This is a genomic window from Cohnella sp. GCM10020058 (assembly GCF_042683485.1).
Taxonomy (GTDB): domain Bacteria; phylum Bacillota; class Bacilli; order Paenibacillales; family Paenibacillaceae; genus Cohnella.
In genome coordinates, this window is sequence record NZ_JBHUJV010000017.1 from 616,397 (window position 1) to 636,706 (window position 20,310).

A 20,310-nucleotide genomic window follows, 5' to 3' on the forward strand; every position below is an offset into this window, starting at 1 on the left:
CAAGCATGAACGAAAATATCGATTGCAGGGACGCCGTGCTGGCGTCCGCCATTCGTTACGCGCAGGACGCCGGCGATCAAATCGTCAAACGAATGAGCGACGCCTACGGCATCAGCGGAAAATTGAACCTGTCGGATCTCGTGACCGACGTCGATCTGCAAAGCGAAGGCCTGATTCGCGGCTGGATCGCGCGGGACTACCCGGCGCATTGGCTGTTGTCCGAAGAGTCGGACGGCGCTGGCGATCCGTTCGCGCTGATGCGGCAGCCGCCGCCCGGCTATGGCTGGATCGTGGACCCGATCGACGGCACGATCAACTTCGTGCAAGGCATCCCTCACTTCGCGATATCCATCGGAATAATGGAAAACGGCGAATTGCTGCACGGCGTCGTCTATAATCCGCTGACCCGCGAGTTATACCAGGCGACTGCAGGCAAAGGCGCCAGCTTGAACGGCAAACGCCTGCAGACGAGCGAACAGGACGACATCGGCCGCGCAGTGCTGGCTACCGGCTTCCAAGCCGCGGACTGGCGTCCGGAGTCCGTGACGCTGGCTCGTATGGGCCGAGTCGTCGGCATCTCGCGGAACGTGCGGATTCACGGTGCCGCGAGCCTCGATCTGTGCTGGGTCGCCAGCGGACGACTGACCGGGTTCTGGCACGACGGGCTATATCCTTGGGACGTCGCCGCAGGCGTGCTGCTCGTCCGGGAAGCCGGAGGCGCCGTGACCAATGCCGAGGGCCATCCTTACAAGCTGCACAATGTCCGGCTGGTTGCATCGAATCCGGGACTGCAAGCCGCTTTGCTGGCGCTTGTCGGACCTGAGCGCTAACCGCCCCCGGGCGGGACGGGAGCTCTTTTTTACAGGAGATCCATGTCCGTTTTCCACCGTCTCATAAACGCAATCCAGCCTCTCGCCGCATGGGACAAATAGCGGCCGCTGGGCCAGATCGCCGCAATGTCCCAGCGGATCGCAGGCGCGGTAACCGGTATGACCGAGACCGCTTTGGATTGAATTTTCCGTGCGGCAGTATCCGGAATCAAGGCAATGCCCAGCCCTGCGCCGACCATCTCCGCCATAAAATCCCATTGAGAGCTCTCGTAAGCGATTTTGGGCTCGAACCCTTCCAATATACAGGCTTCTCTCACGCGATCGTAAAGAGAGAAGCCTTTTTTGAACATGATAAAAGGCTCGTCCCTAAGGTCCGTTAGCCGAACGGAATCGGCGTCCGCAAGCGGATGGCTCGCATTCAACACCAGGAACAGACGTCGTTCCGTTAATGTCAGCGACTCGAATTCCTCCTCGTCGACGGGCAGGACGACGATTCCGATGTCCAGCTTGGATTCGCTCAGCAGCTGCTCCACGATTTTGCCGCCTTCCTCGACCAACCGCAGCTGTATACCCGGATATTCGGACCTAAAGCCTGCGATAATCCCCGCAAAGAAGCTGGCGCCGATGACAGGCGGCAAGCCCAGCAGCAATTCGCCGCGTTGAAGCTCCTTGCCTTCGTTCAGCGTCGCCAGCAGATCCTTGGACATGGACAGCGTGGCGGCCGCATGACGGAGTACGATCTCGCCGTCGTCCGTCAGCCGCAGGTACCGGGTCGTGCGATCGAATAGTACGACGCCAAGTTCAATTTCCAGGCTTTTGATCGCTCTGCTTAAAGAAGGCTGGGCAATATGCATCGACTGTGCCGCCTTCGAGAAGCTTTGCAATCGTGCCACCTCGGTGAAGTAAAGAAGTTGTATATTCTCCATAGGTTTGACGCCTCCGTTATTTATTCATCTTCAGAATAAATCATATCCATTATCTATATTTTACACATAAATCAGCGCGATCTACAATGATGAATAAGAAGCTTAAAACAAAACCGTATAAAGGAGTCGACCTCGCATGAGCGACCATGAAGTTGTCATTGCAAGCGCTGTCCGAACGCCGATCGGAAGATTCAACGGCATGTTTAAGGATGTACCGGCCGTACGGCTCGGCGCAGCCGCGATTCGATCGGCCATCGATCGGGCGGGGATCCCTGCTTCGCTCGTCGAGGAGGTGTATATGGGCAACGTGCTTCAAGCCGGGCTCGGGCAAAATCCAGCCAGACAGGCTGCCTTGCAGGCAGGTGTACCGGTCGAAACGCCTGCGACCACCGTCAATCAAGTGTGCGGCTCCGGCCTCATGTCCGTCTACCTGGCCAGCCGTTCCATCCAGACAGGCGATTGCGAAACCGTTGTCGCGGGCGGGATGGAGAACATGAGCCAGGCTCCGCATTTGCTCCAGGGTACGCGCGCTGGTTATGTCATGGGCGATCGCACTTTGACCGACAGCATGGTCAAGGATGGGTTATGGTGCGCGGTCAACGATTACCACATGGGCATCACAGCTGAAAATCTATGCGCGAAGTATGAGCTGACCCGCGAGCAGCTTGACGAACTGGCGTTCGAAAGCCAGCGGAAAGCCGGAATCGCCGCCAGTCAAGGCGTTTTTGCCGATGAGATCGTAGGCGTCGCCTTACCCGGCAAAAAGGAGCCGTCGCTCGTCGCGGAGCAAGACGAACATATTCGTCCCGATACGACGCTGAGCACGCTTGCCAAGCTGCGGCCGGCGTTCAAGCCCGACGGTCAGGTCACGGCGGGCAACGCATCGGGCATCAATGACGGCGCGGCAGCCCTCGTCTTGATGAGCCAGGCGCGGGCTGCGGAAAAAGGCATTCGGCCGCTCGGCGTCATCCGTGCCTTTGCGGTCGCCGGCGTGGATCCGGCATATATGGGGACCGGACCGATCCCGGCCGTCGAGAAGGCGCTCAAAAAGGCGCAGCTGCACATTTCCGACATCGATCTGATTGAAGTGAATGAAGCTTTCGCCGCGCAAGTCATTCCGTTTATCCGGCATTTTGATCTGGCCGAAGACAAGGTCAATGTCAACGGAGGCGCGATCGCGCTCGGACACCCGATCGGAGCGAGCGGGGCGAGAGTGCTCGTCACTTTGCTCCATGAGATGAATCGCCGTCAGTCCACATACGGCTTGGCCGCGCTCTGCATCGGCGGCGGGCAAGGCATTGCGGTTATCGTGGAACGCAACGGACAGAACGGATAGAGGAGGCGTGCTTCTTTGAAAAAAATTCATTCATCGTTTGTGGAAGCGGTTGCGGGCATGGAGGACGGCGCTTCGATCATGGTCGGGGGCTTTGGGCTCGTCGGCATTCCGGAAAACCTGATCGTCGCGCTTTCCGAAACCGGCGTCAAGGATCTGACGATTATTTCCAATAATTGCGGCGTCGACGATTGGGGACTCGGCCTGCTGCTTCGCAACAAGCAGATCAGGAAGATCGTCGCTTCCTATGTGGGAGAGAACAAAGAATTCGAGCGTCAGGCATTGTCCGGCGAAATCGAGGTCGAGCTCCTGCCCCAAGGCACGCTGGCGGAGAAAATCAGGGCCGGCGGAGCCGGCATCCCAGCGTTCTATACGCCCGCAGGCGTTGGGACGCCGCTTGCGGAACATAAGGAAACGCGCGAGTTCGGCGGCAAAACGTACTTGCTCGAACAGGCGCTGACGGCGGATTATGCCTTGATTCGCGCCCTGGAGGCGGACATTTACGGCAATCTCGTTTACAACAAGACGGCCAGAAACTTCAATCCGATCATGGCGACCGCAGGCCGCATCACGATCGCCGAGACGGAGAAGCTGGTGGAAGCCGGCAAGCTCGATGCGGACCGCATCCATACGCCTGGCATTTTCGTTCAATCTATCGCGATCGGCGAGCAGCGCAAGCGCATCGAAAAGCTGACAGTTGCAGGGCAATCTTAAACCGGAGGAGGGATACGATGACTGCAGGAACATCGCGCGAACGAATCGCAGTGAGAGCCGAGAGGGAAATCGCGGACGGCTATTATGTCAATCTGGGCATCGGCATGCCTACGCTTGTGGCCAATTATATTCCGCAGGATAAACGGGTCTGGCTGCAGTCCGAAAACGGCTTGCTCGGGATCGGCCCGTATCCGCAGCCGTCGGAGGTCGACCCCGACTTGATCAATGCAGGCAAGGAAACCGTAACTGCGGTTACGGGCGCCGCCTATTTCGACAGTGCGGCTTCCTTTGCCATGATCCGCGGCGGCCATATCGATCTGGCAATCCTGGGCGGCATGGAGGTGTCCGCTTCGGGCGATCTGGCCAACTGGACGATACCGGGCAAGATGATCAAAGGGATGGGCGGCGCGATGGACCTGGTTCACGGCGCCAAGCGGATCGTCGTCGTCATGGAGCATGTGAGCAAGGACGGCAGGCCGAAAATCGTCGAGCAATGCACGTTGCCCCTGACGGGCCGGGCGGTCGTCCACCGAATCATCACCGACCGAGCCGTCATCGACGTCACGCAGAAGGGGCTGGTGCTGATGGAGACCGCGAACGGGTTCTCCCCAGACGAAATTGCAGCTTCGACCGGGGCGCAGCTTCTGATATCGGAGCAACTGCTTCTGCATGCTTATTAAAAGGGAGGAAGCGAGATGACCGACAAGCGAGTCGTATTGGTGACGGGTGCGGCCCAAGGCATCGGCTACGAGATCGGGCGGCGATTCGCGTCCGCCGGCGCGACCGTCGTGCTGACGGACCTGAACGAAGCGGCCGCGATCCAGTCGGCTGCAGGGCTGACGGAATCGGGGCTCGATGTTCACGGCATTCGCCTGGACGTCACCAGCGAGGACGAGATCGAGCTGGCGGTGCGGATCGCCGAAGACCGGTGGGGCGGCATCGACGTGCTGATCAACAATGCGGGCATGCAGTTCGTTTCCCCGGTCGAATCCTTCCCGACGGACACGTTCGAGCGCATGATCCGAATCATGCTAACGGCGCCGTTTATGCTCATTAAACATGTCGTTCCCGGGATGCGGTCGAGACGCTTCGGCAGAATCATCAATATCGCATCGATAAACGGCGTTGTTGGATTTGCCGGCAAAGCCGCCTACAACAGCGCCAAACACGGCGTCATCGGCTTGACGAAGGTCGTGGCGCTGGAAACGGCGACGGACGGCATCACCGTTAACGCGCTGTGCCCCGGGTACGTCGATACGGCGCTCGTTCGCAACCAGCTCGCGGACCTTGCCAGATTGCACGGCGTCACGGAAGAAGAAGCCTTGGAGAAGGTGCTTCTTCCCCTGGTTCCGCAGCGGCGGCTGATCGACGTGAGCGAAGTCGCGGAGCTCGCACTGTATTTGTCGGGCGAAGCGGCGAGAGGCATCACGGGGCAGGCGCTGCTTATAGACGGCGGATATACGGCTCAGTAATTAAAGAGATGAAAAATACCAGCTGAGGGGGCTGTATCTAGAGGTTGCTTTGCGTCGGCTGGCGCCGGTTCGAGCCAAGTGGCGCTGGGCAGCGTCACTTCGCCAAGGATTGTGCCGCTGTCTAGCCAAGTAACGTTGTACAGCGCTACTTTGCCACGATTAGCAGCTAGGTCCATCCATGTAACGTTGTACGGCGTTACTTCGTCACCATTAGCAGCTAGGTCCCGCCATGTAACGTTGTACAGCGTTACTTTGCCACGATTAGCAGCTAGGTCCGGCCAAGTAACGTTGTACAGCGTTTCTTCTTCACGATTGGCAGCTAGGTCCAGCCAAGTAACGTTGTACGGCGTTACTTCGTCGCGATTAGCAGCTATGTCCCGCCATGTAACGTTGTACAGCGTTTCTTGGCCACGATTGACGGCAAGATCCCGCCATGTAACGCTGCACAGCGTTTATTTGTCATGATTAGCAGCTAGGTCCGGCCATGTAACGCTGTACAGCGTTTCTTTGCCGCGATTGGCGCCCGGGTCGGTCTACTATGGGACTGTCTTTGCTTTGCGCATCGCCTGATTGAGAAGCAGCTATAGACCAATAACGCAAACGGGACGAAGCGGGGAATTCCCTTGCTCCGTCCTGTTTTCCTATTTCGGCTTCGTTTCAGCTTGCTGCTTCAACATTTGAAGGGGGTTCTGGACGGCCCATGTTGGACGGAAAAACGACTGATGTCGAATAGAGCGTGAATACGGAGATAAAATGCAACTTTGCGACTAGGTACGAAATGGATCAAGCACGCCTGATGTCACTAGCATAGAATGGCATTTTTCCTTAATCTAGTAACAATTGTGCATGGTCGCAAAGGAGAAGGATATCATTGTCCAATCGTCTAACGCATCGGTTCCGCAAAGCCAATCGCATATTGGCGGCAGGCCTGTCCGGTTTGCTGCTATTTTCGGGTATCGGAAATCAGGCTTATGCCACGGCAGTCGGCGGCAAGGAATCTGCTCAAGCTGTAACGGCGCTCGCGGACACGCTGCCCGCGCCGTCCGTTGCGCCTCTGATCGGAGGCGCATCCGCAAGCTGGACCTATCCGCCGCAAAGTGCCTTCGACGGCGCGCGGGTGGTTTGGCGCAAGCCCGGCGGTCAATACCGGCAAGGCCCGATTCTCACGGAACGTGCGCTTAGCGGCATTGCCTCCAATCTCGAGAACGGCCAAACGTACGAAATCGCTAACCGATATTGCCAAAGGGACGAGTGCGCGGCGCTTACAGCCTGGACCCGCGTTACTTTGCCCCCAGGCCGGTCGATCTTGCGAATCGACACAAGCCTTGCCGACGGCTTGCCGATCGACGACCCGGCCAGCCGCGTCCTGGACATGAGCGACGACGGCCGTTATACGTTGTTTGTCTCGGATACGGACAAACTCATCGATCGCGACTATAACGACGCTACGGACGTCTTCGTTTACGATGCCGTGCTGGGCAGCACCCAAGTGGTCAGCAGGACACGCGCCGGCATTTCCGGCAATCAAGCGTCGATCTCCGGAAGCATGAGCGGGGACGGACGCTACATCGTGTTCGCATCCGCCGCGTATAACCTGATGAGCGCGCCGACGTCCGGACCGGACAACGGCGTTAACGACGTTTTTCTCCTGGACCGGGGATACAGCGCCGACAGCGGTTACGATCCGGCGGCCGCGAGTATGACCAAGCTCAGCGTGACGTCCGCCGGCGGGGAAGCGAACGGACCCAGCACCGATCCTGCGATCAGCGACGACGGCAGCACCGTCGTGTTCAAGACGGAAGCGACCAACCTTATCGACTATTCGCCGGAGCAAGGCAAGGCTTATACCGTCCGTTTTAAGCTGGACTCGCGGAAGCTGGAACCGTTGCTGCTGCCGGGCGGGGCAAGTCCGGTGTCGTCCGATATGGTCTTGAATCGCGACGGCTCCGCAATCGCCTTCTACTCGGACCAATCGCTGCTGCCGGGCGACCCGGCGAATAGCGGCGACGTCTATCTGTATAAAATGTGGACGAATCGTCTGGTACGCGTATCGGCGGCGATTCCCGGAAACGTCGGGATCGGAGAGACCATTGCGATCGACGACAGTGGAGAGCATGTCGCTTATTCCGTTGCATCCTCGACGGATACGCAGACGTTAGCAGGCGCTTACGTCTATGACGACGAGGCGGCTGATGCAGGCAGCGCTCGCAAGCTCGTAAGTTTGGCGGACGGGGCGAGCGGGAAGGCGGCGGACGGTACGGCGCTCGATATTAGCGGGGACGGCCGTTATGTATTCTTTAAATCCGCCGCAGCGAGTCTTGTACCCGGCTACGCGGATACCTATTCCAAGCTGTACGTGCGGGATCTGAATCAGTCCAAAACCTCGCTGGTCAGTCTGCCCTACGATCCTTCGGTGTCGATCGATGACGACTCGGGGGAGGGGGCTCTTAGCGGCGACGGTACGAGACTTGCCTACGCGAGCGAGGCGAAGGATCTGGTTCGCGGCTCGGAGAGCCGGTCGCACGGCTTGTACGTACAGCGGATTCAGGGCGCGTCTGCTGCGGCGACTTGGCCGGCCGGCAGCTCGGCGGCGGCGTCGGAGATCGGCAAGACAAGCGTCAAGCTGAGCTGGACGGCCGCCGAAGGGGCGGACAATGGTTACAGGGTGCTGGGAGGCCCGCAGCCGATACAGGTACCTGACGGTACGACGGAATCGATCGTCTCCGGTCTGACCCCGGACAGCGAGTATATATTTAAAATCGAAGCGATCAACGTGGACGGCGCCGCAACGTCGAACGGTCCTTCCGCACCCGTGCGGACGCTGCCGGCTCAGGCAGGTTCTCTATCCGATCTGACGCTGACGGCGAATGGCGCAGAGGTAACGCTGGTCTGGGGCAATCCGCCTTCGACGAGCAGCGGGTTCGTTGCGCTGCGGGTCGCGCGAAGCATAGCAGGCGAATCTTTTACGGCGATTGCTACCCTGTCGGACCCGCAAGCCCGTACGTTTATCGACAAGACTGCCGCATACGGGCAGACATATACCTATGCGGTCCGAGCCGTCGGCGCGACGGGCGACGAAACGGCTTATTCCGTAGAAAAGAGCGTCACGACGGGCGACGTCGCGATCTCCAAAGCTTCGTACGCGCTGCCGCTCTATCTTCGGCAATACGCAGGACACGGGGACAACGGTCAATTGGCGCTTTCCGGGCCGGCTGGCGCTAATGCCAAGGCAGTGCTTACCTACGAAGATACGACCGGCGAAGTCCGTACGGCCGAGATCAAGCTTGCGGAACAGACGGAGGCGGGCTCTTACAGAGGATCCTTTGCCGTACCGGATGAAGCCCGGCAGTTGACTTCGCTCAAAGCGTCGGTGGATTTAGCCGGCAGCAACGCTGAGAGAGAGCTGTTGAGAGCCCCGATACCGGTCGGAGGCACGGCAGTTATCGACGTTAGCGGAGAGTCCGCTCTTCTCCAGGATGCTCAGTTGGGTATCAACAGCGCGACCGCCGGCGCATACGCCTATGCCAAACTTTCGACCTCCGGCATCACCCTATTAAAGGGATTGCCGCATGCCGAAGACTACAAGTTGCTGCTGGTCGCCGCTGACGGATTCGACCTGCTGAGCTCGGGCAGGCCGCCCGCGATTTCAATCGGCCTTGGCGAACGCAAGGAGGCGAACGCCGCGGTCGTTGCGCCTGCCAATCTGCGCGTAAGCGCAACAATATCGAACGGCTTGAAGATGAATGCAGGCATTACGGTCGCCAACGAGAATGGCGACGTCCTCGTTGAACGCGAATGGACCGGCAATGATCTCGTGACGCCGCCTATTGCGGGCGCGGTAGGACGTACGTTGACCGTAACCGCATCGCCGAGAGATGCCAGATTTGCGCCCCAAACGAAAACCATTAAAGCTTTAAGCGGCTCGAATCCTGTTGCCTTCGATTTCCGGCCGCTTACCGAAGCGACGGTCGAAGGTACAGTAACCGATTTGATCGGCAATCCCGTAGCCGGAGCGACAGTCGCGGCCCATCAAACGGGCTTGAGCTTTGCTTCAAAAACCGACGATGAAGGGCATTACAAGCTTGATATTCCGACTGGCCGAAACTTGCTTCAAGCGACGATCGCGAACGGCATCGTCTCCGGGACGACCTACTTGGACGCTCAGGCCGGTCTCCAGCATGCGGATATCGTCTTTAAGCAAATGGTTCCTGCGAGGGTTCGAGTCAATCTGTTCACGGGCGCGGCGGGCGAAGAGTGGACGGGGCCTTACGCGCTGGATTGGCGCGAATTTATCCATTTCCAAATTTCGTCGAGTCATGGCATCCTGAACAGCCAAAATCCCTTCTTTATCTCGGCAGAACCGGGCCAAAAGGTCACGATTTGCGCGGACGGTATCGAAGGCGGATTCGGAAGAGCCTGTGCTGCTGCGCAGATCGGGGCAGACAACGGCGGGGCGGTTGAGCTTCGTCTTATCAATGACGGCGCAGCTGCGACTGCGCGGCTGTCCTCGAACGCCGCTTACTATTATCTTTACGCCATCGATGCCGATCAGCGCAGATCGTACGTTTCATACGGCGCCTATCCCGGCACGCAGCTTGATCTGAAGCTGCCTGCAGCCGGAAACTACGAGCTGCAAGTTGCGATGGAGAACGGCTCGATTTTCAACCGAACCTTCTCGGCCGGCCCTGGCGAGACGACGGATCTCGGCACGCTCGGTACGGAAGTTCCCGGTCGTTTCTCCGGACGAGCGGGCAACGGCGTGCTGCTCGGCAGCGGACAGCCGGTCCCCGGTTCGACCGTACAGGTACGGCTGTCCTATTCGGACGGCGGTACGGGCGAGCTCGGCGAAGGCGAGATCGCGCTGGACATACCTGCCGAGACCGCGATTGTCGAAGGGAGCGTCGTCTGGCAAGGCCGCTCAGTGACACCTACGCAAGAAGCACTCGGTTATTCAGTCCCGCTGGGCATCCTCGGCAGAGGCGCTTTCGGCACGCTGCAATACGAGCTGAAGCTGTCGGATTCGCCTTCGAACGTCCGGCTCAGGGTCTCGCCGGAGATCCGTTACGCGCTAGGAGGACGAAAGATTGCTGAGCCCCTCGGCGGCGCCGAAGCTTCGATCGAGCCGGTGACGCTGACGGCGCCCGCATACAGCTCTGAGCGAAACGTCAAGATCGGCGGTACGGCACTCCCGGGCAGCGCGGTCACCCTTTATGCAGGCGAACGAATCGTCGGCTCGGCGGAAGCCTCCCCGGCCGGATTGTGGTCGGCTTCCGTCGCGCTGCCCGGCTCGGGCCCGATCTCCACATGGCCGATCCGCGCCACGGCGCGGGGCGAAGACGGCAGTACGTGGAGCAGCCGCGGCTCGACGGTCCACTATGACGCCGACTACGCGGAGCCGGTCTCCTTCACGCTGTCCCAACCGGACGGGCGGACGGTCAACCTCGATCCGCGCAACGGGGAGGCGAAGTTCCCGTACGTCCTCAATCCCAGCTCCCCGATCGTGCTCGAAGCGCGATTCAATCGGACCGAGCAGTCGAGCGACGTCGCCTTTGTCGTGAAGGGCGTTCGCTATCCGGCAAGCCTGCAAGAAAACGGCGTTTACAAAGCGATCGTCGGCAGCAGTGCGGTCGGTCCCATCGGACTTGACTACGAGACGAAGTCGTCGATCGTCAGCCTTGCAGGCGATCCGCCTCCGGCAGAAGAGATTCGCGAGCAATTGTCCGCGCCTTTCCGCGATGCGCGTCAGGAATCGCTGAACGTATCGCCCAGGTCGAATGGCAGCGGCGCGCAGACGATGTCTTATGTGGGCGTATTGCCCGCCGCTTCCGGAGACGCACAGATTCGGATCGACGCGCAGATGGAGAGGAAGACGTATACCCCTACGTCGGCGGACCTTGCGCTTGAGCAGCAGACGGGCGTACCGCTTTACGGCTTTGAGATGGGTGAGTCGTTCAAGGACGGCAAGCTGAAATACGAATTGACGGCATACCTGCCGGAGGATCGGTTCGCATCGGCGAATCCCGCGGTCGGCGATGTGCTGGCCGCATTGGGCGAAGGCATCTCGGCAGGGGAAAAGACGGCAATCGGCAAATCGGCGTCTCAGGTCAAGGCGCTCAATTCGGCCGTCTCTACGATTGCCGTGCGCATCGGGCTTGCGCTCGAGTCCAAGGCCGGCGAAGCAACCTGGACGGCGATCGACGCGGCTTACAGCATCTATGACGGTCGCGACAGCGAAGATACGCTGCAGCAGCTCGAACGCATCATGACCGCGATCGAAGACAATTGTCCGCCGGACATCGCCCCGATTCGCCTGGATTATGTCAACCATTTGAAAAACCGGCTGATCGGCGTAGAGCTCATCAAGCAGGGCATCGCGCTGGCTTCGGTTATCGCAGGGCCGACAACGTTCGGCGTCGGGACGATCGTTTTATTTATCGCCTCGAACGCGGCAGGCAAAGTCATGGATGCGCAGCTGGGCGGGGAAATCGCGCGGTTCGCCAGGCAGATCGTAGCGGAGTGCAAGATCAAGGATGAAGATCCGAAGAAAAAGCTCGCCGATCCGACCTGGATCTACGATCCTAGCGGCTATGTGTACGAGGTGACGGAGAACAGGCGCATAGAGGGCGCGGAAGCGACCGCGCTGTTCCTTAATGAAGCCACGGGCCGATGGGAAGCTTGGAACGCGGATTGGTACGGTCAGCAAAATCCGCTTAGTACGGATACCGACGGCCGCTATGCCTGGGACGTGCCGGCAGGAAAATGGAAGGTGCGTTTCACGAAGCCGGGCTATCTCGCAGCGGAAAGCGAAGTACTGACCGTGCTGCCGCCTCATTTCGACGTCAACGTGCCGATGATCTCCACGCTGCCCGCGAAGCCGATCAAGGTCGAAGCCGCACCGGGAGGCGCTTATGTGGACATCCGGTTCGATCGTCCGATCGCGGAAGCCTCCGCAATCGGCTCGCTGCTCGCGGTAATCGACACCGACGCTTCCGCCGATGTAGCCGGTACCTGGCAGCTGATCGATCCTGTGCAAGCTCAAGACGGCATGGCGTCGGCAGTCGTACGCTTTACGCCGACGGAGCCGTTAACGGTCGGAAGCGAATATGGCGTCTACGTCGACAGAACCGTGCGCAGCTTTGCAGGCGTGGCTTTGGGAGAGACGTACGAAAATACGGTAACGGTCGCGGCATCGGACAAAACGCCGCCGATGGCGGTCGAAGGTCTGAGCGTCAGCACGGACGTCTCGCAAGCGATCGTGTCTTGGCGGCTGCCGGAGGATCCGGACCTTGACCGGTTCGTCGTCTCTTATCGCGTGGAGGGGGCTTCGGATACGGCGATCGAGCTCGAAGTCCCGTCAGGTCAACGTTATGCCCGGATCGGAGGCCTTCGCGAAGGCACGCGCTACACATTTGAAGCGAAGGCTTATGACGCGGCAGGCAACTTCAGCGTGGCGACGATCGTCGCGAGCACCGGATCGTCGCAGACTGCGGCGCTCGATATCGTCCCGCCGGCCGAAGCGACGAATGTCGTCGCGGTGGCTGGAGACGGCGCTGCCAAGCTGACCTGGACGGCACCCGGGGATGCGGATCTGGCAGGCGTGAAGCTGCAGTGGACGAAAATCGGCGATGCTTTTGCAGGCGATGCGGTTCTGGTACCGGCAGGCACGAATTTTTATACAATCGGCGGACTCGCCGCGAATACGGAATACGAGGTGCGTCTGTGGACGGTGGACGACGCGGGCAACCGGTCGCCGCAGCAATCCGTGTTCGTGAAGATCGTGCGCGGCGCAACCGATTCGGGAACGGGTTCACCGGGCGGTCCGACGACGAATGCTTCGTTAGAGCGCCTGGACGTTCCTGCGGATGGCGGCGAATTGAGCTTCTTCGGTGGCAAACTCAAGCTCCTTCTGCCGAAGGGAATGGCGATGGGCGGAGCCAAACAGATCGTTGGAACGAAGCCGACGCTTGCTGCTGTCCCGGCGGATGCCAGGCTGCGGCTTGTCTCGGACGCCTTCGACTGGCGTCCGGAGCCGGAAGGGCGGCCCGAAGCGTCCGTTCGGATCACGATCGCCTACGACGCCTCCGAGCTGGGACAAGAGGACGCACGCAAATTGGGTATTTACAAATGGGACGGAAAAACTTGGACTTACGCGGGCGGAATTCTTCAGCCTGCGGCGGGTACGGTGTCCGCGGCCATTCAGGATCCCGGTACGTATGCAGTGCTGCTTGCTCTGCCGAGCTTTGCGGATCTGGCCGGTCATTGGAGCCGCGCCGCGGTGGAAGTATTGGCGGCGCGCGGCATCCTGACGGGCTTCCCCGACGGCAACTTCCGTCCGAACGGGCAAGTGACGCGTGCGGAATTCGCGAAGCTGGTCCTGTCGCTGCTGCCCCAAGATTCAAGCAAGGCGGCGCTTATCGCAAATGGAGCAAGCTTCACCGATGTTCTCCCTAGCGCATGGTATGCGGAGGCGGTGCAAAAGGCGGTTGCAGCCGGCATCGTGCAGGGCGCGGACGGGCGATTCCGTCCGAACGACCCGATTACCCGAGCCGAAATGGCTGCCATGATCCAGCGCGCATTCGGCGGCGAAGACGAATCAAGCGGCGCGACCGAAGTCGGGGATCCGCTTCAAGGCTACGCCGACGTCGCACGCATTCCCGCCTGGGCGAAGCCGGCGATCAACTGGGCGGTGAAGAAGGGCTTGCTGCAGGGCAGCAGCGGGCTGCTTCGGCCCGAGTCCCTGGCGTCCCGCGACGAAGCGGCAGCACTAATCCTGCGGGCGCTTGAGAAGCAGCAGAAAATCAGCGAATGAGGGAATGAGGGAATGAGGGAATGAGGGAATGACAGCGGTGCTTAAAGACACGGATCAACTGGACGATCTCAAGGCGTTCCTTATCGATTGGTACGGCAAGTACGATCGCGCTAACGGCGTGCCGGCAGAAGAGGTTCCAGCGGATTTGCCGAAGGCGTTAAGAGAACTATACGCCTTCGCCGGCCGCTGGAAAGACGGTTCTGACCGTCACCTCGAGCGCTCGCCCGAAATCTTTCAACAGCAAGACTGCCTCTGCGCAGCCGAAATGCTGAGGAGAGAGGGAGACAGAATTACGTTCCTTGAAGAAAATCAAGCAAATTGGACTTGCCAGGTCGAAGCGGGGAACGACGAGTCTCCGGTCTACTGCGACGAAGGCTCGTTATGGGATGACGATGCAAAGGGCCATATTGTCGTTCAAAGATCTTTGTACCATTTTCTCAAAACTTTTTGCCTGCAGGAGATTGTCTTTGGTTGCAAATACCTGTACGTGGCGGAAGGAGAGATCGAGCTTAACCGGGTCGGTCTTGAGCGCCCGGTTGAAGCGGTCTGGTTCAATGGCCATTACACCGGGCTTGATACCGAAGGGCCGACGCATGCGTTCTACCGAACCGGGACGATCCTGATGATGGAACGTTATGGCGATCTCTGGCTCGGCTCTAACAGCGAATCGATCGTTGACTGGCTTGCTCGCCTGACGACATCCATTCGATGGAGACAGATTAAACCGGATTAATTCGATAGAGCAAGTATGCCATGCATCAAAATGAATTCACTCGTGCGGCAGCCTTTATGGGCTGTCGTTTTTTTTTATCTAAAATTGTTTGCTTGGTTATGAGAATCATTATCACTTATAATGAGGTCAAAGCATGAACAGAGAGAAGGAGCGACGGGGGATGGAGTCGGAAGCTTACAACCACAATCAGCTTTGGAATCAAGTGTACATACGATTGATTGATATACGGCTGATGCGCCTTGCGGAAGGAGAGACGCTTCGCTCGTATTTGCTGCCTTCCAGCGCTTTTCTTTACGTGACGCGCGGCCGTGCTATGGTAAGCCTGGACGGCAAGACGGTGCGGGCGGAAAGATTTAACATCCTGCACGGCGGCAAAGGGCTTTGCCTCGATATCGAAGCGGAGGAGCTTTTCGAATACGGCCTTATTTTATACAAGGCAATCTTGCCGCTTAACGCCCGGCCTGAGCTGATCGATCAAGTGCAGCGGAACAGCCCGTTCCGGCTCCAGTACGCGTTCGCGCCGCTTCATCCGCTCATGCTGCACGGCTTGGTCGAATCGATGGCGGCCGCGTGGAAGCAGGAGAGCAATCTTGCGCCGCTGCGCGTGCGGTCGACTTTTTACCAGTTCGTGCAGGAAGTGTTGTCACAAATGGAAGCGCGGGCCGTGCAGCCGATGAAGCCCGAATTGTCGGAGCAGGCCGCCCGTTATCTGACGGAGCGGTACAAGGAGCCGATCACGCTCGACTCGCTGGCTGCCGCGCTCGATTGCCATCCGCGACAGCTGCTGCGCGCGTTCAAGAGCAGCAGACAGACGAGCCCGATCGATTATCTGATAAAGATCCGGATGTCCCAGGCCAAAGCGCTGCTGCTGGACACCGACTTTTCGATCCGGGAAATCGCCGAGGCGGTCGGGTATGCGGACAGCTATTATTTCAGCCGCATGTTTAAAAAGATAGAGGGCGTCTCGCCGTCCGTGTATCAGGCGCGCGAGAATCGTCGGGGCAAGTCGACGCGTCGCGATTATCCATCCGTGGCGTCGGTATATCCCATTGCTGCCAGGTGGGGGCACAGGTATATTGTTAATGATATTCATTCTCAATATACCGGAGGGAACAAGTCTTTGAAGCACAGTAAATTCAGATCGTCGATGGCAGCAGCCATGCTGCTATGCATTCTTGTCCTGGCAAGCGCCTGCGGAGCGGGCAACAACGCGAATTCCAGCGCGTCTCCCGAAGTCTCGGCCTCGTCCACAAGCCAAGCCTCGTCCGCCGCAGCCCCGTCCAATACGGCCGCCGCGTCGTCCCGCGTCGTCAAGCACGCGATGGGCGAAGCAACGCTGACGGGTACGCCGCAGCGCGTCGTCATTCTTACCAACGAAGGAACGGAAGCGCTGCTCGCGCTCGGCGTGAAGCCGGTCGGCGCCGTTTCGTCCTGGGTCGGTGACCCTTGGTACGATTTTATCAAGGACGACATGCAGGACGTGACCGTCGTAGGCGACGAGCTGCAGCCCAATCTCGAATTGATCGCCAGCCTGAAGCCGGATCTGATCGTGGGCAACAAAGCGCGGCAGGAGAAAATATACGAGCAGCTGGAGCAAATCGCGCCGACCGTATTCTCCGAGGATCTGGGCGGCGATTGGAAGACGAACTTCAAGCTGTATTCGGAAGCGGTCGGCAAGCAAGCGGAAGGGGAAGCGGCGCTGGCGGCTTACGATCAACGGATCGCGGACCTCAAAACGAAGCTGGGCGACAAGCTGTCCACGAAGGTTTCGGTCGTCCGCTTCTCTGCCTCGCAGGTCCGGATCTATCAGAAGCAATCGTTTTCCGGCGCCATCCTGAAGGACTTGGGCTTCGCCCGACCTGCCTCCCAGGACGTAGAGGACTCGATCGAGGTGATGTCGAAGGAGACGATTCCGAGCATGGACGGGGACGTACTGTTCTACTTCGTCACGAGAGTCGCGGGCAAGAACGATGCAGACCTGGTCGTGAAGGAATGGCAGGACGATCCGCTGTTCAAGAACTTGAACGTCGCCAAGGCGAACAAAGTGGTCGAAGTCGACGAAGCGATCTGGAATTCCTCGGGCGGCATCGAGGCGGCAAACCTGCTGCTGGACAAGCTTGCCGACTATTTCGGCGCGAAGTAAGACGCAAACGGTTCGGGAAAACGATAGCCGGGACCGACATCCGTAACAGGCGGGAGCGTGGCCGCGATGGCGGTATGGCTGGGAAGCCGCAGACGAAAAGCTGCCGGTGCGGCAGCGGGCGCGCTGCTGCTTCTCGCATGCATCGTATGCAGCCTTTTGCTAGGCGTACACGGGTACGGACTGAAAGATATCTGGACGGCGTATACCCGGTTTGAAGGCACCAACGATCAATTGATTTTAAGAACCTCGCGCGTTCCCCGCACGCTGATTGCGGCCGCCGTCGGCGCATGCCTTGCCGTGGCGGGCGCCGTCATGCAAGTGGTGACGAGAAATCCGCTCGCATCGCCATCGGTGTTCGGGATCAACTCGGGCGCTTCGCTCCTGATCGTCTTCGGACTGAGCGCATTCGGCCAGGCGATGTCGATGGGAAATATGGTCTGGCTGGCCTTCGCGGGAGCGGCCGCGGCATCCTTATGCGTGATGGCGCTCGGGCTGGGCGGCGGCGGATTCGACCCGATCCGGCTGACGCTGGCGGGGGCGGCATTTGCCGCCTTCGCTTCCTCGGTTACTTCAGGGCTCATTTTATTAAACAAGCAGTCGCTTGATGCGGCCTTGCTCTGGATGGTCGGATCGGTGTCAGGCCGCAAGCTGGAGCACCTGATTTTCGTGCTGCCTTATATGGCTGCCGGAATGCTGATCGCCATGACGCTGTCCGCCTCTTTTAATGTCATGGCGCTTGGCGACGATAATGCGCGGAGCCTCGGATCCCGGCTCGGGCTTGTCCGCTTCTTGTCGGCGGCGGCCGTCGTCTTGCTCGCGGGCAGCGCGGTCGCCGCGGCAGGTCCGATCGCCTTTGTCGGATTGGTCGTGCCGCATCTGTGCCGGCACTTCGTCGGCAACGATCATCGCTGGCTGCTGCCTTATTGCGCGTTTGCCGGCGCGACGCTGCTCGTCGCTGCGGATACCGCGTCGCGCCTCATTCTGATGCCGAAGGAGGTGCCCGTTGGCGTCGCGACGGCGCTCATCGGCGTACCTTTCCTGATTCGCGCGGCCAGAAGGGGGCGCCATGGCTAACACCAAGCGCAGGAAGGCGGCATGGATATTGACGGCGCTGGCCGTACTCGTCGTCGCCGCAGCTGCGGCATCGTTGTCCGCAGGCGCCGTCCGGGTACCGCTCGGGCAAATGGCGCGCGCGATACTCGGCTTCGGCTCGGAGAGCGGCGATCTGATCGTCCTGCAGCTGCGACTGCCGCGAACGATCGCAGCCATACTGATCGGCGCTGCGCTGGCAGTTGCGGGCGCGCTTCTGCAGGGCATCATCCGGAACCCGCTCGTCTCGCCCGATCTCGCCGGCGTGACCGGCGGGGCGTCCGTTGCGGTGGTCGGATTCATGACGCTGTTCTCCGGCTACAGCATCCATCTGGTGCCGTTCGTGGCCGTCGCAGGGGCTTTGGTCATCGTCATTGTCCACTATGCGCTTTCTTGGAAGAACGGCGTCTCGCCGAGCCGGTTCATTCTGATCGGGATCGGCTTGTCGACTGCGCTTAGCGCGCTGACGATGTTCTTGCTGATCAGCGGTCCGGCATATCTTGCGGCGCAAGTGCTCAACTGGATGACGGGCAGCATCTACGGAACAAGCTGGAGTTATGTTCGGATGCTGTGGCCCTGGATCGTTATTTTCCTGACGCTCGCCATGAGGCTGGCGAAGGCGCTGAACGTCCAGGCGCTCGGCGACGATATGGCGCGCGGCCTGGGCAGCAGGCTGCAGCTGACACGCGCCGCGGTGCTTATGTGTAGTGTCGTGCTAGCGGGCGTATCGGTAGGCGTAGCGGGAACGCTGTCTTTCATCGGCTTGCTCGCCCCGCATATTGCCCGCAGGCTGGTAGGAACCGATTACCGGCTTGTCATTCCGGCATCCGCCCTCGCCGGCGCGTTTATCCTGCTGCTGGCGGATCTGGCGGGAAGAACGCTGTTTTTACCGATGGATATACCCGCAGGCGTGTTTACCGCCGGCATCGGCGCGCCGTTTTTTATGTATTTGCTGTTCCGCGGCCGGCGCGCCTGATATTCAAAAATAGGAGGGGCTTCATGACCGATCGACTGGAGACGTTCGATCTCACGATCGTCGGGGGAGGGCCGGCCGGGTTATACGCCGCGTTTTACGGCGGGCTGCGCGACATGCGCGTCAAACTGATCGAAGCGCGCGCCGAGCTCGGCGGCCGGCTGCTCACTTACGCGGACAAGGTCGTTTGGGACGTCGGCGGCGTTCCTCCGATCCGCTGCGGCCGGCTGATCGAGCAGATGATCCGGCAAGCCCGGACCTTCGAGCCTGCGATCGTGCTTGGACAGCGCATCGCGCAGCTGGAGCGGAGCGATGACGGAACGATGATCGTCGTATCCGATACGGGCGAACGGCATCGTACGCGTTCCCTTATTCTTGCGCTCGGCCATGGCGTACCCGGACCGGTGAGACTGGAGCTGGATGACACCGCGAGGTATGAAGCGGCCAATCTGCATTACGCGCAGAACTTGAATCTCGACCTGCTGCGCGGCAAACGCGTTCTGCTCTCCCGCGGCGGCGGATCGTCCGCTGCCGTCATGCTCGACGAGCTGGCGGCAGTCGCAGCCAAAGTAATCGTCGTACGGCGAAGCGAGGGCGAGGGCGGGGATAAGCGGCTTAAGCGGTTTGGAGCCGGTACCGCATCTCTTGAGCTTCGCGTTCCGTATGCTATCGAGCAGCTGCACGGGGACGGGGCATCGATCGAGTCCGTGACGATCCGGCGAATCGGCGACGATATCGGCATTGGTCCGGAGAGGGAACGGCTGGACGTCGACGCCGTGATCGTCGATCACGGCACGCGCAGCGAATACGGCCCGATCGCCGCATGGGGCTTGCAACGGTCCGCCTGGAACTTCGATGCGGACGCGAGCCTGGCGACAGGGCTGCCCGGCATCTATTTGGCCGGCGACGCGGCTCATTTTCCGAGCAAGCTTCACCTGATCGCCGGCGCCATATCGGATGCCGCGCTCGCCGTCAACAGTGCCAAGCGTTACCTGGACCCGACGGCATCCAAGTCGGCGCCGATGTCCACGAGCAGCGCCAAGCTGGCCGAGCGCCTTGGAGCGCTCAATCCCATCCTATAATGCCTTTTAAATCCGCCGGTACGGCGGATTTTTTAATTATATATAACCAGAAAATAAAAATTTGGCGGCGGTTTGCGACAGCTAGGCGCGCTTACGGCGTGCCGGAGCTTTTTTTGATGTTTGGCGGGACCTCAAAACCTGCATATGTACATGTATTTTCTGTCAACCAACGCCGCTTGATGAAATACCTGCAAATGTGCAGGTAA

At 59.8% G+C, this 20,310-nt stretch carries 12 protein-coding genes; 11 read left to right on the forward strand and 1 reads right to left on the reverse strand.

The window, feature by feature from the left end:
- The first annotated feature begins 5 nt into the window (after nucleotides 1–5).
- Nucleotides 6–830, forward strand: a complete 825-nt coding sequence (locus tag ACFSR7_RS30115) for an inositol monophosphatase family protein (protein ID WP_378168042.1) — start codon at nucleotides 6–8, stop codon at nucleotides 828–830.
- A 29-nt stretch (nucleotides 831–859) separates the two neighbouring features.
- Here ACFSR7_RS30115 and ACFSR7_RS30120 read toward each other — a convergent pair whose 3' ends face one another.
- Nucleotides 860–1,756, reverse strand: a complete 897-nt coding sequence (locus ACFSR7_RS30120; RefSeq protein ID WP_378168044.1) for a LysR family transcriptional regulator — start codon at nucleotides 1,754–1,756, stop codon at nucleotides 860–862.
- Between the two features lie 136 nt (nucleotides 1,757–1,892).
- On the opposite strand from ACFSR7_RS30120, the gene ACFSR7_RS30125 reads away from it, so the two are divergent.
- The 10 genes from ACFSR7_RS30125 to ACFSR7_RS30170 all read left to right on the forward strand — a co-directional run bounded on the left by ACFSR7_RS30125 (nucleotide 1,893) and on the right by ACFSR7_RS30170 (nucleotide 20,104).
- Nucleotides 1,893–3,092 carry an acetyl-CoA C-acetyltransferase gene (locus ACFSR7_RS30125; protein ID WP_378168045.1) on the forward strand — a complete coding sequence of 400 codons (1,200 nt, stop codon included), beginning with the start codon at nucleotides 1,893–1,895 and terminating at the stop codon, nucleotides 3,090–3,092.
- A gap of 15 nt (nucleotides 3,093–3,107) precedes the next feature.
- Complete coding sequence (locus ACFSR7_RS30130) at nucleotides 3,108–3,803, forward strand: CoA transferase subunit A (protein WP_378168047.1); 696 nt, start codon at nucleotides 3,108–3,110, stop codon at nucleotides 3,801–3,803.
- A gap of 17 nt (nucleotides 3,804–3,820) precedes the next feature.
- The gene (locus tag ACFSR7_RS30135; RefSeq protein WP_378168048.1) at nucleotides 3,821–4,483 is read left to right on the forward strand and encodes a CoA transferase subunit B; all 663 of its coding nucleotides are present in this window, start codon (nucleotides 3,821–3,823) and stop codon (nucleotides 4,481–4,483) included.
- A gap of 15 nt (nucleotides 4,484–4,498) precedes the next feature.
- On the forward strand, nucleotides 4,499–5,275 hold the full coding sequence (locus ACFSR7_RS30140) for a 3-hydroxybutyrate dehydrogenase (protein WP_378168050.1): 777 nt from the start codon (nucleotides 4,499–4,501) through the stop codon (nucleotides 5,273–5,275).
- A gap of 871 nt (nucleotides 5,276–6,146) precedes the next feature.
- On the forward strand, nucleotides 6,147–14,084 hold the full coding sequence (locus ACFSR7_RS30145) for an S-layer homology domain-containing protein (protein ID WP_378168052.1): 7,938 nt from the start codon (nucleotides 6,147–6,149) through the stop codon (nucleotides 14,082–14,084).
- A 28-nt stretch (nucleotides 14,085–14,112) separates the two neighbouring features.
- Nucleotides 14,113–14,817, forward strand: coding sequence for a hypothetical protein (locus ACFSR7_RS30150; RefSeq protein ID WP_378168054.1), 705 nt, complete (start codon nucleotides 14,113–14,115; stop codon nucleotides 14,815–14,817).
- A gap of 133 nt (nucleotides 14,818–14,950) precedes the next feature.
- Nucleotides 14,951–16,960 carry an ABC transporter substrate-binding protein gene (locus ACFSR7_RS30155; protein WP_378168056.1) on the forward strand — a complete coding sequence of 670 codons (2,010 nt, stop codon included), beginning with the start codon at nucleotides 14,951–14,953 and terminating at the stop codon, nucleotides 16,958–16,960.
- Nucleotides 16,961–17,026: 66 nt separating this feature from the next.
- Entirely contained in the window at nucleotides 17,027–18,034 is a 1,008-nt protein-coding gene (locus ACFSR7_RS30160) for a FecCD family ABC transporter permease (RefSeq protein WP_378168058.1), read from the forward strand.
- Nucleotides 18,027–19,025, forward strand: coding sequence for a FecCD family ABC transporter permease (locus ACFSR7_RS30165; protein ID WP_378168060.1), 999 nt, complete (start codon nucleotides 18,027–18,029; stop codon nucleotides 19,023–19,025). Before ACFSR7_RS30160 ends, ACFSR7_RS30165 begins: the two co-directional genes overlap by 8 nt.
- Before the next feature lie 23 nt (nucleotides 19,026–19,048).
- On the forward strand, nucleotides 19,049–20,104 hold the full coding sequence (locus ACFSR7_RS30170; protein ID WP_378168061.1) for an NAD(P)/FAD-dependent oxidoreductase: 1,056 nt from the start codon (nucleotides 19,049–19,051) through the stop codon (nucleotides 20,102–20,104).
- Nucleotides 20,105–20,310 lie beyond the last annotated feature (206 nt).

Excerpts from the sequence above, each read along its gene's own strand:
- ACFSR7_RS30115 (WP_378168042.1), top strand. The coding sequence starts at position 6 with ATGAACGAAAATATCGATTGCAGGGACGCCGTGCTGGCGTCCGCCATT.
- ACFSR7_RS30120 (WP_378168044.1), bottom strand. The coding sequence starts at position 1,756 with ATGGAGAATATACAACTTCTTTACTTCACCGAGGTGGCACGATTGCAA.
- ACFSR7_RS30125 (WP_378168045.1), top strand. The coding sequence starts at position 1,893 with ATGAGCGACCATGAAGTTGTCATTGCAAGCGCTGTCCGAACGCCGATC.
- ACFSR7_RS30135 (WP_378168048.1), top strand. The coding sequence starts at position 3,821 with ATGACTGCAGGAACATCGCGCGAACGAATCGCAGTGAGAGCCGAGAGG.
- ACFSR7_RS30140 (WP_378168050.1), top strand. The coding sequence starts at position 4,499 with ATGACCGACAAGCGAGTCGTATTGGTGACGGGTGCGGCCCAAGGCATC.
- ACFSR7_RS30150 (WP_378168054.1), top strand. The coding sequence starts at position 14,113 with ATGACAGCGGTGCTTAAAGACACGGATCAACTGGACGATCTCAAGGCG.
- ACFSR7_RS30155 (WP_378168056.1), top strand. The coding sequence starts at position 14,951 with ATGAACAGAGAGAAGGAGCGACGGGGGATGGAGTCGGAAGCTTACAAC.
- ACFSR7_RS30160 (WP_378168058.1), top strand. The coding sequence starts at position 17,027 with ATGGCGGTATGGCTGGGAAGCCGCAGACGAAAAGCTGCCGGTGCGGCA.
- ACFSR7_RS30165 (WP_378168060.1), top strand. The coding sequence starts at position 18,027 with ATGGCTAACACCAAGCGCAGGAAGGCGGCATGGATATTGACGGCGCTG.
- ACFSR7_RS30170 (WP_378168061.1), top strand. The coding sequence starts at position 19,049 with ATGACCGATCGACTGGAGACGTTCGATCTCACGATCGTCGGGGGAGGG.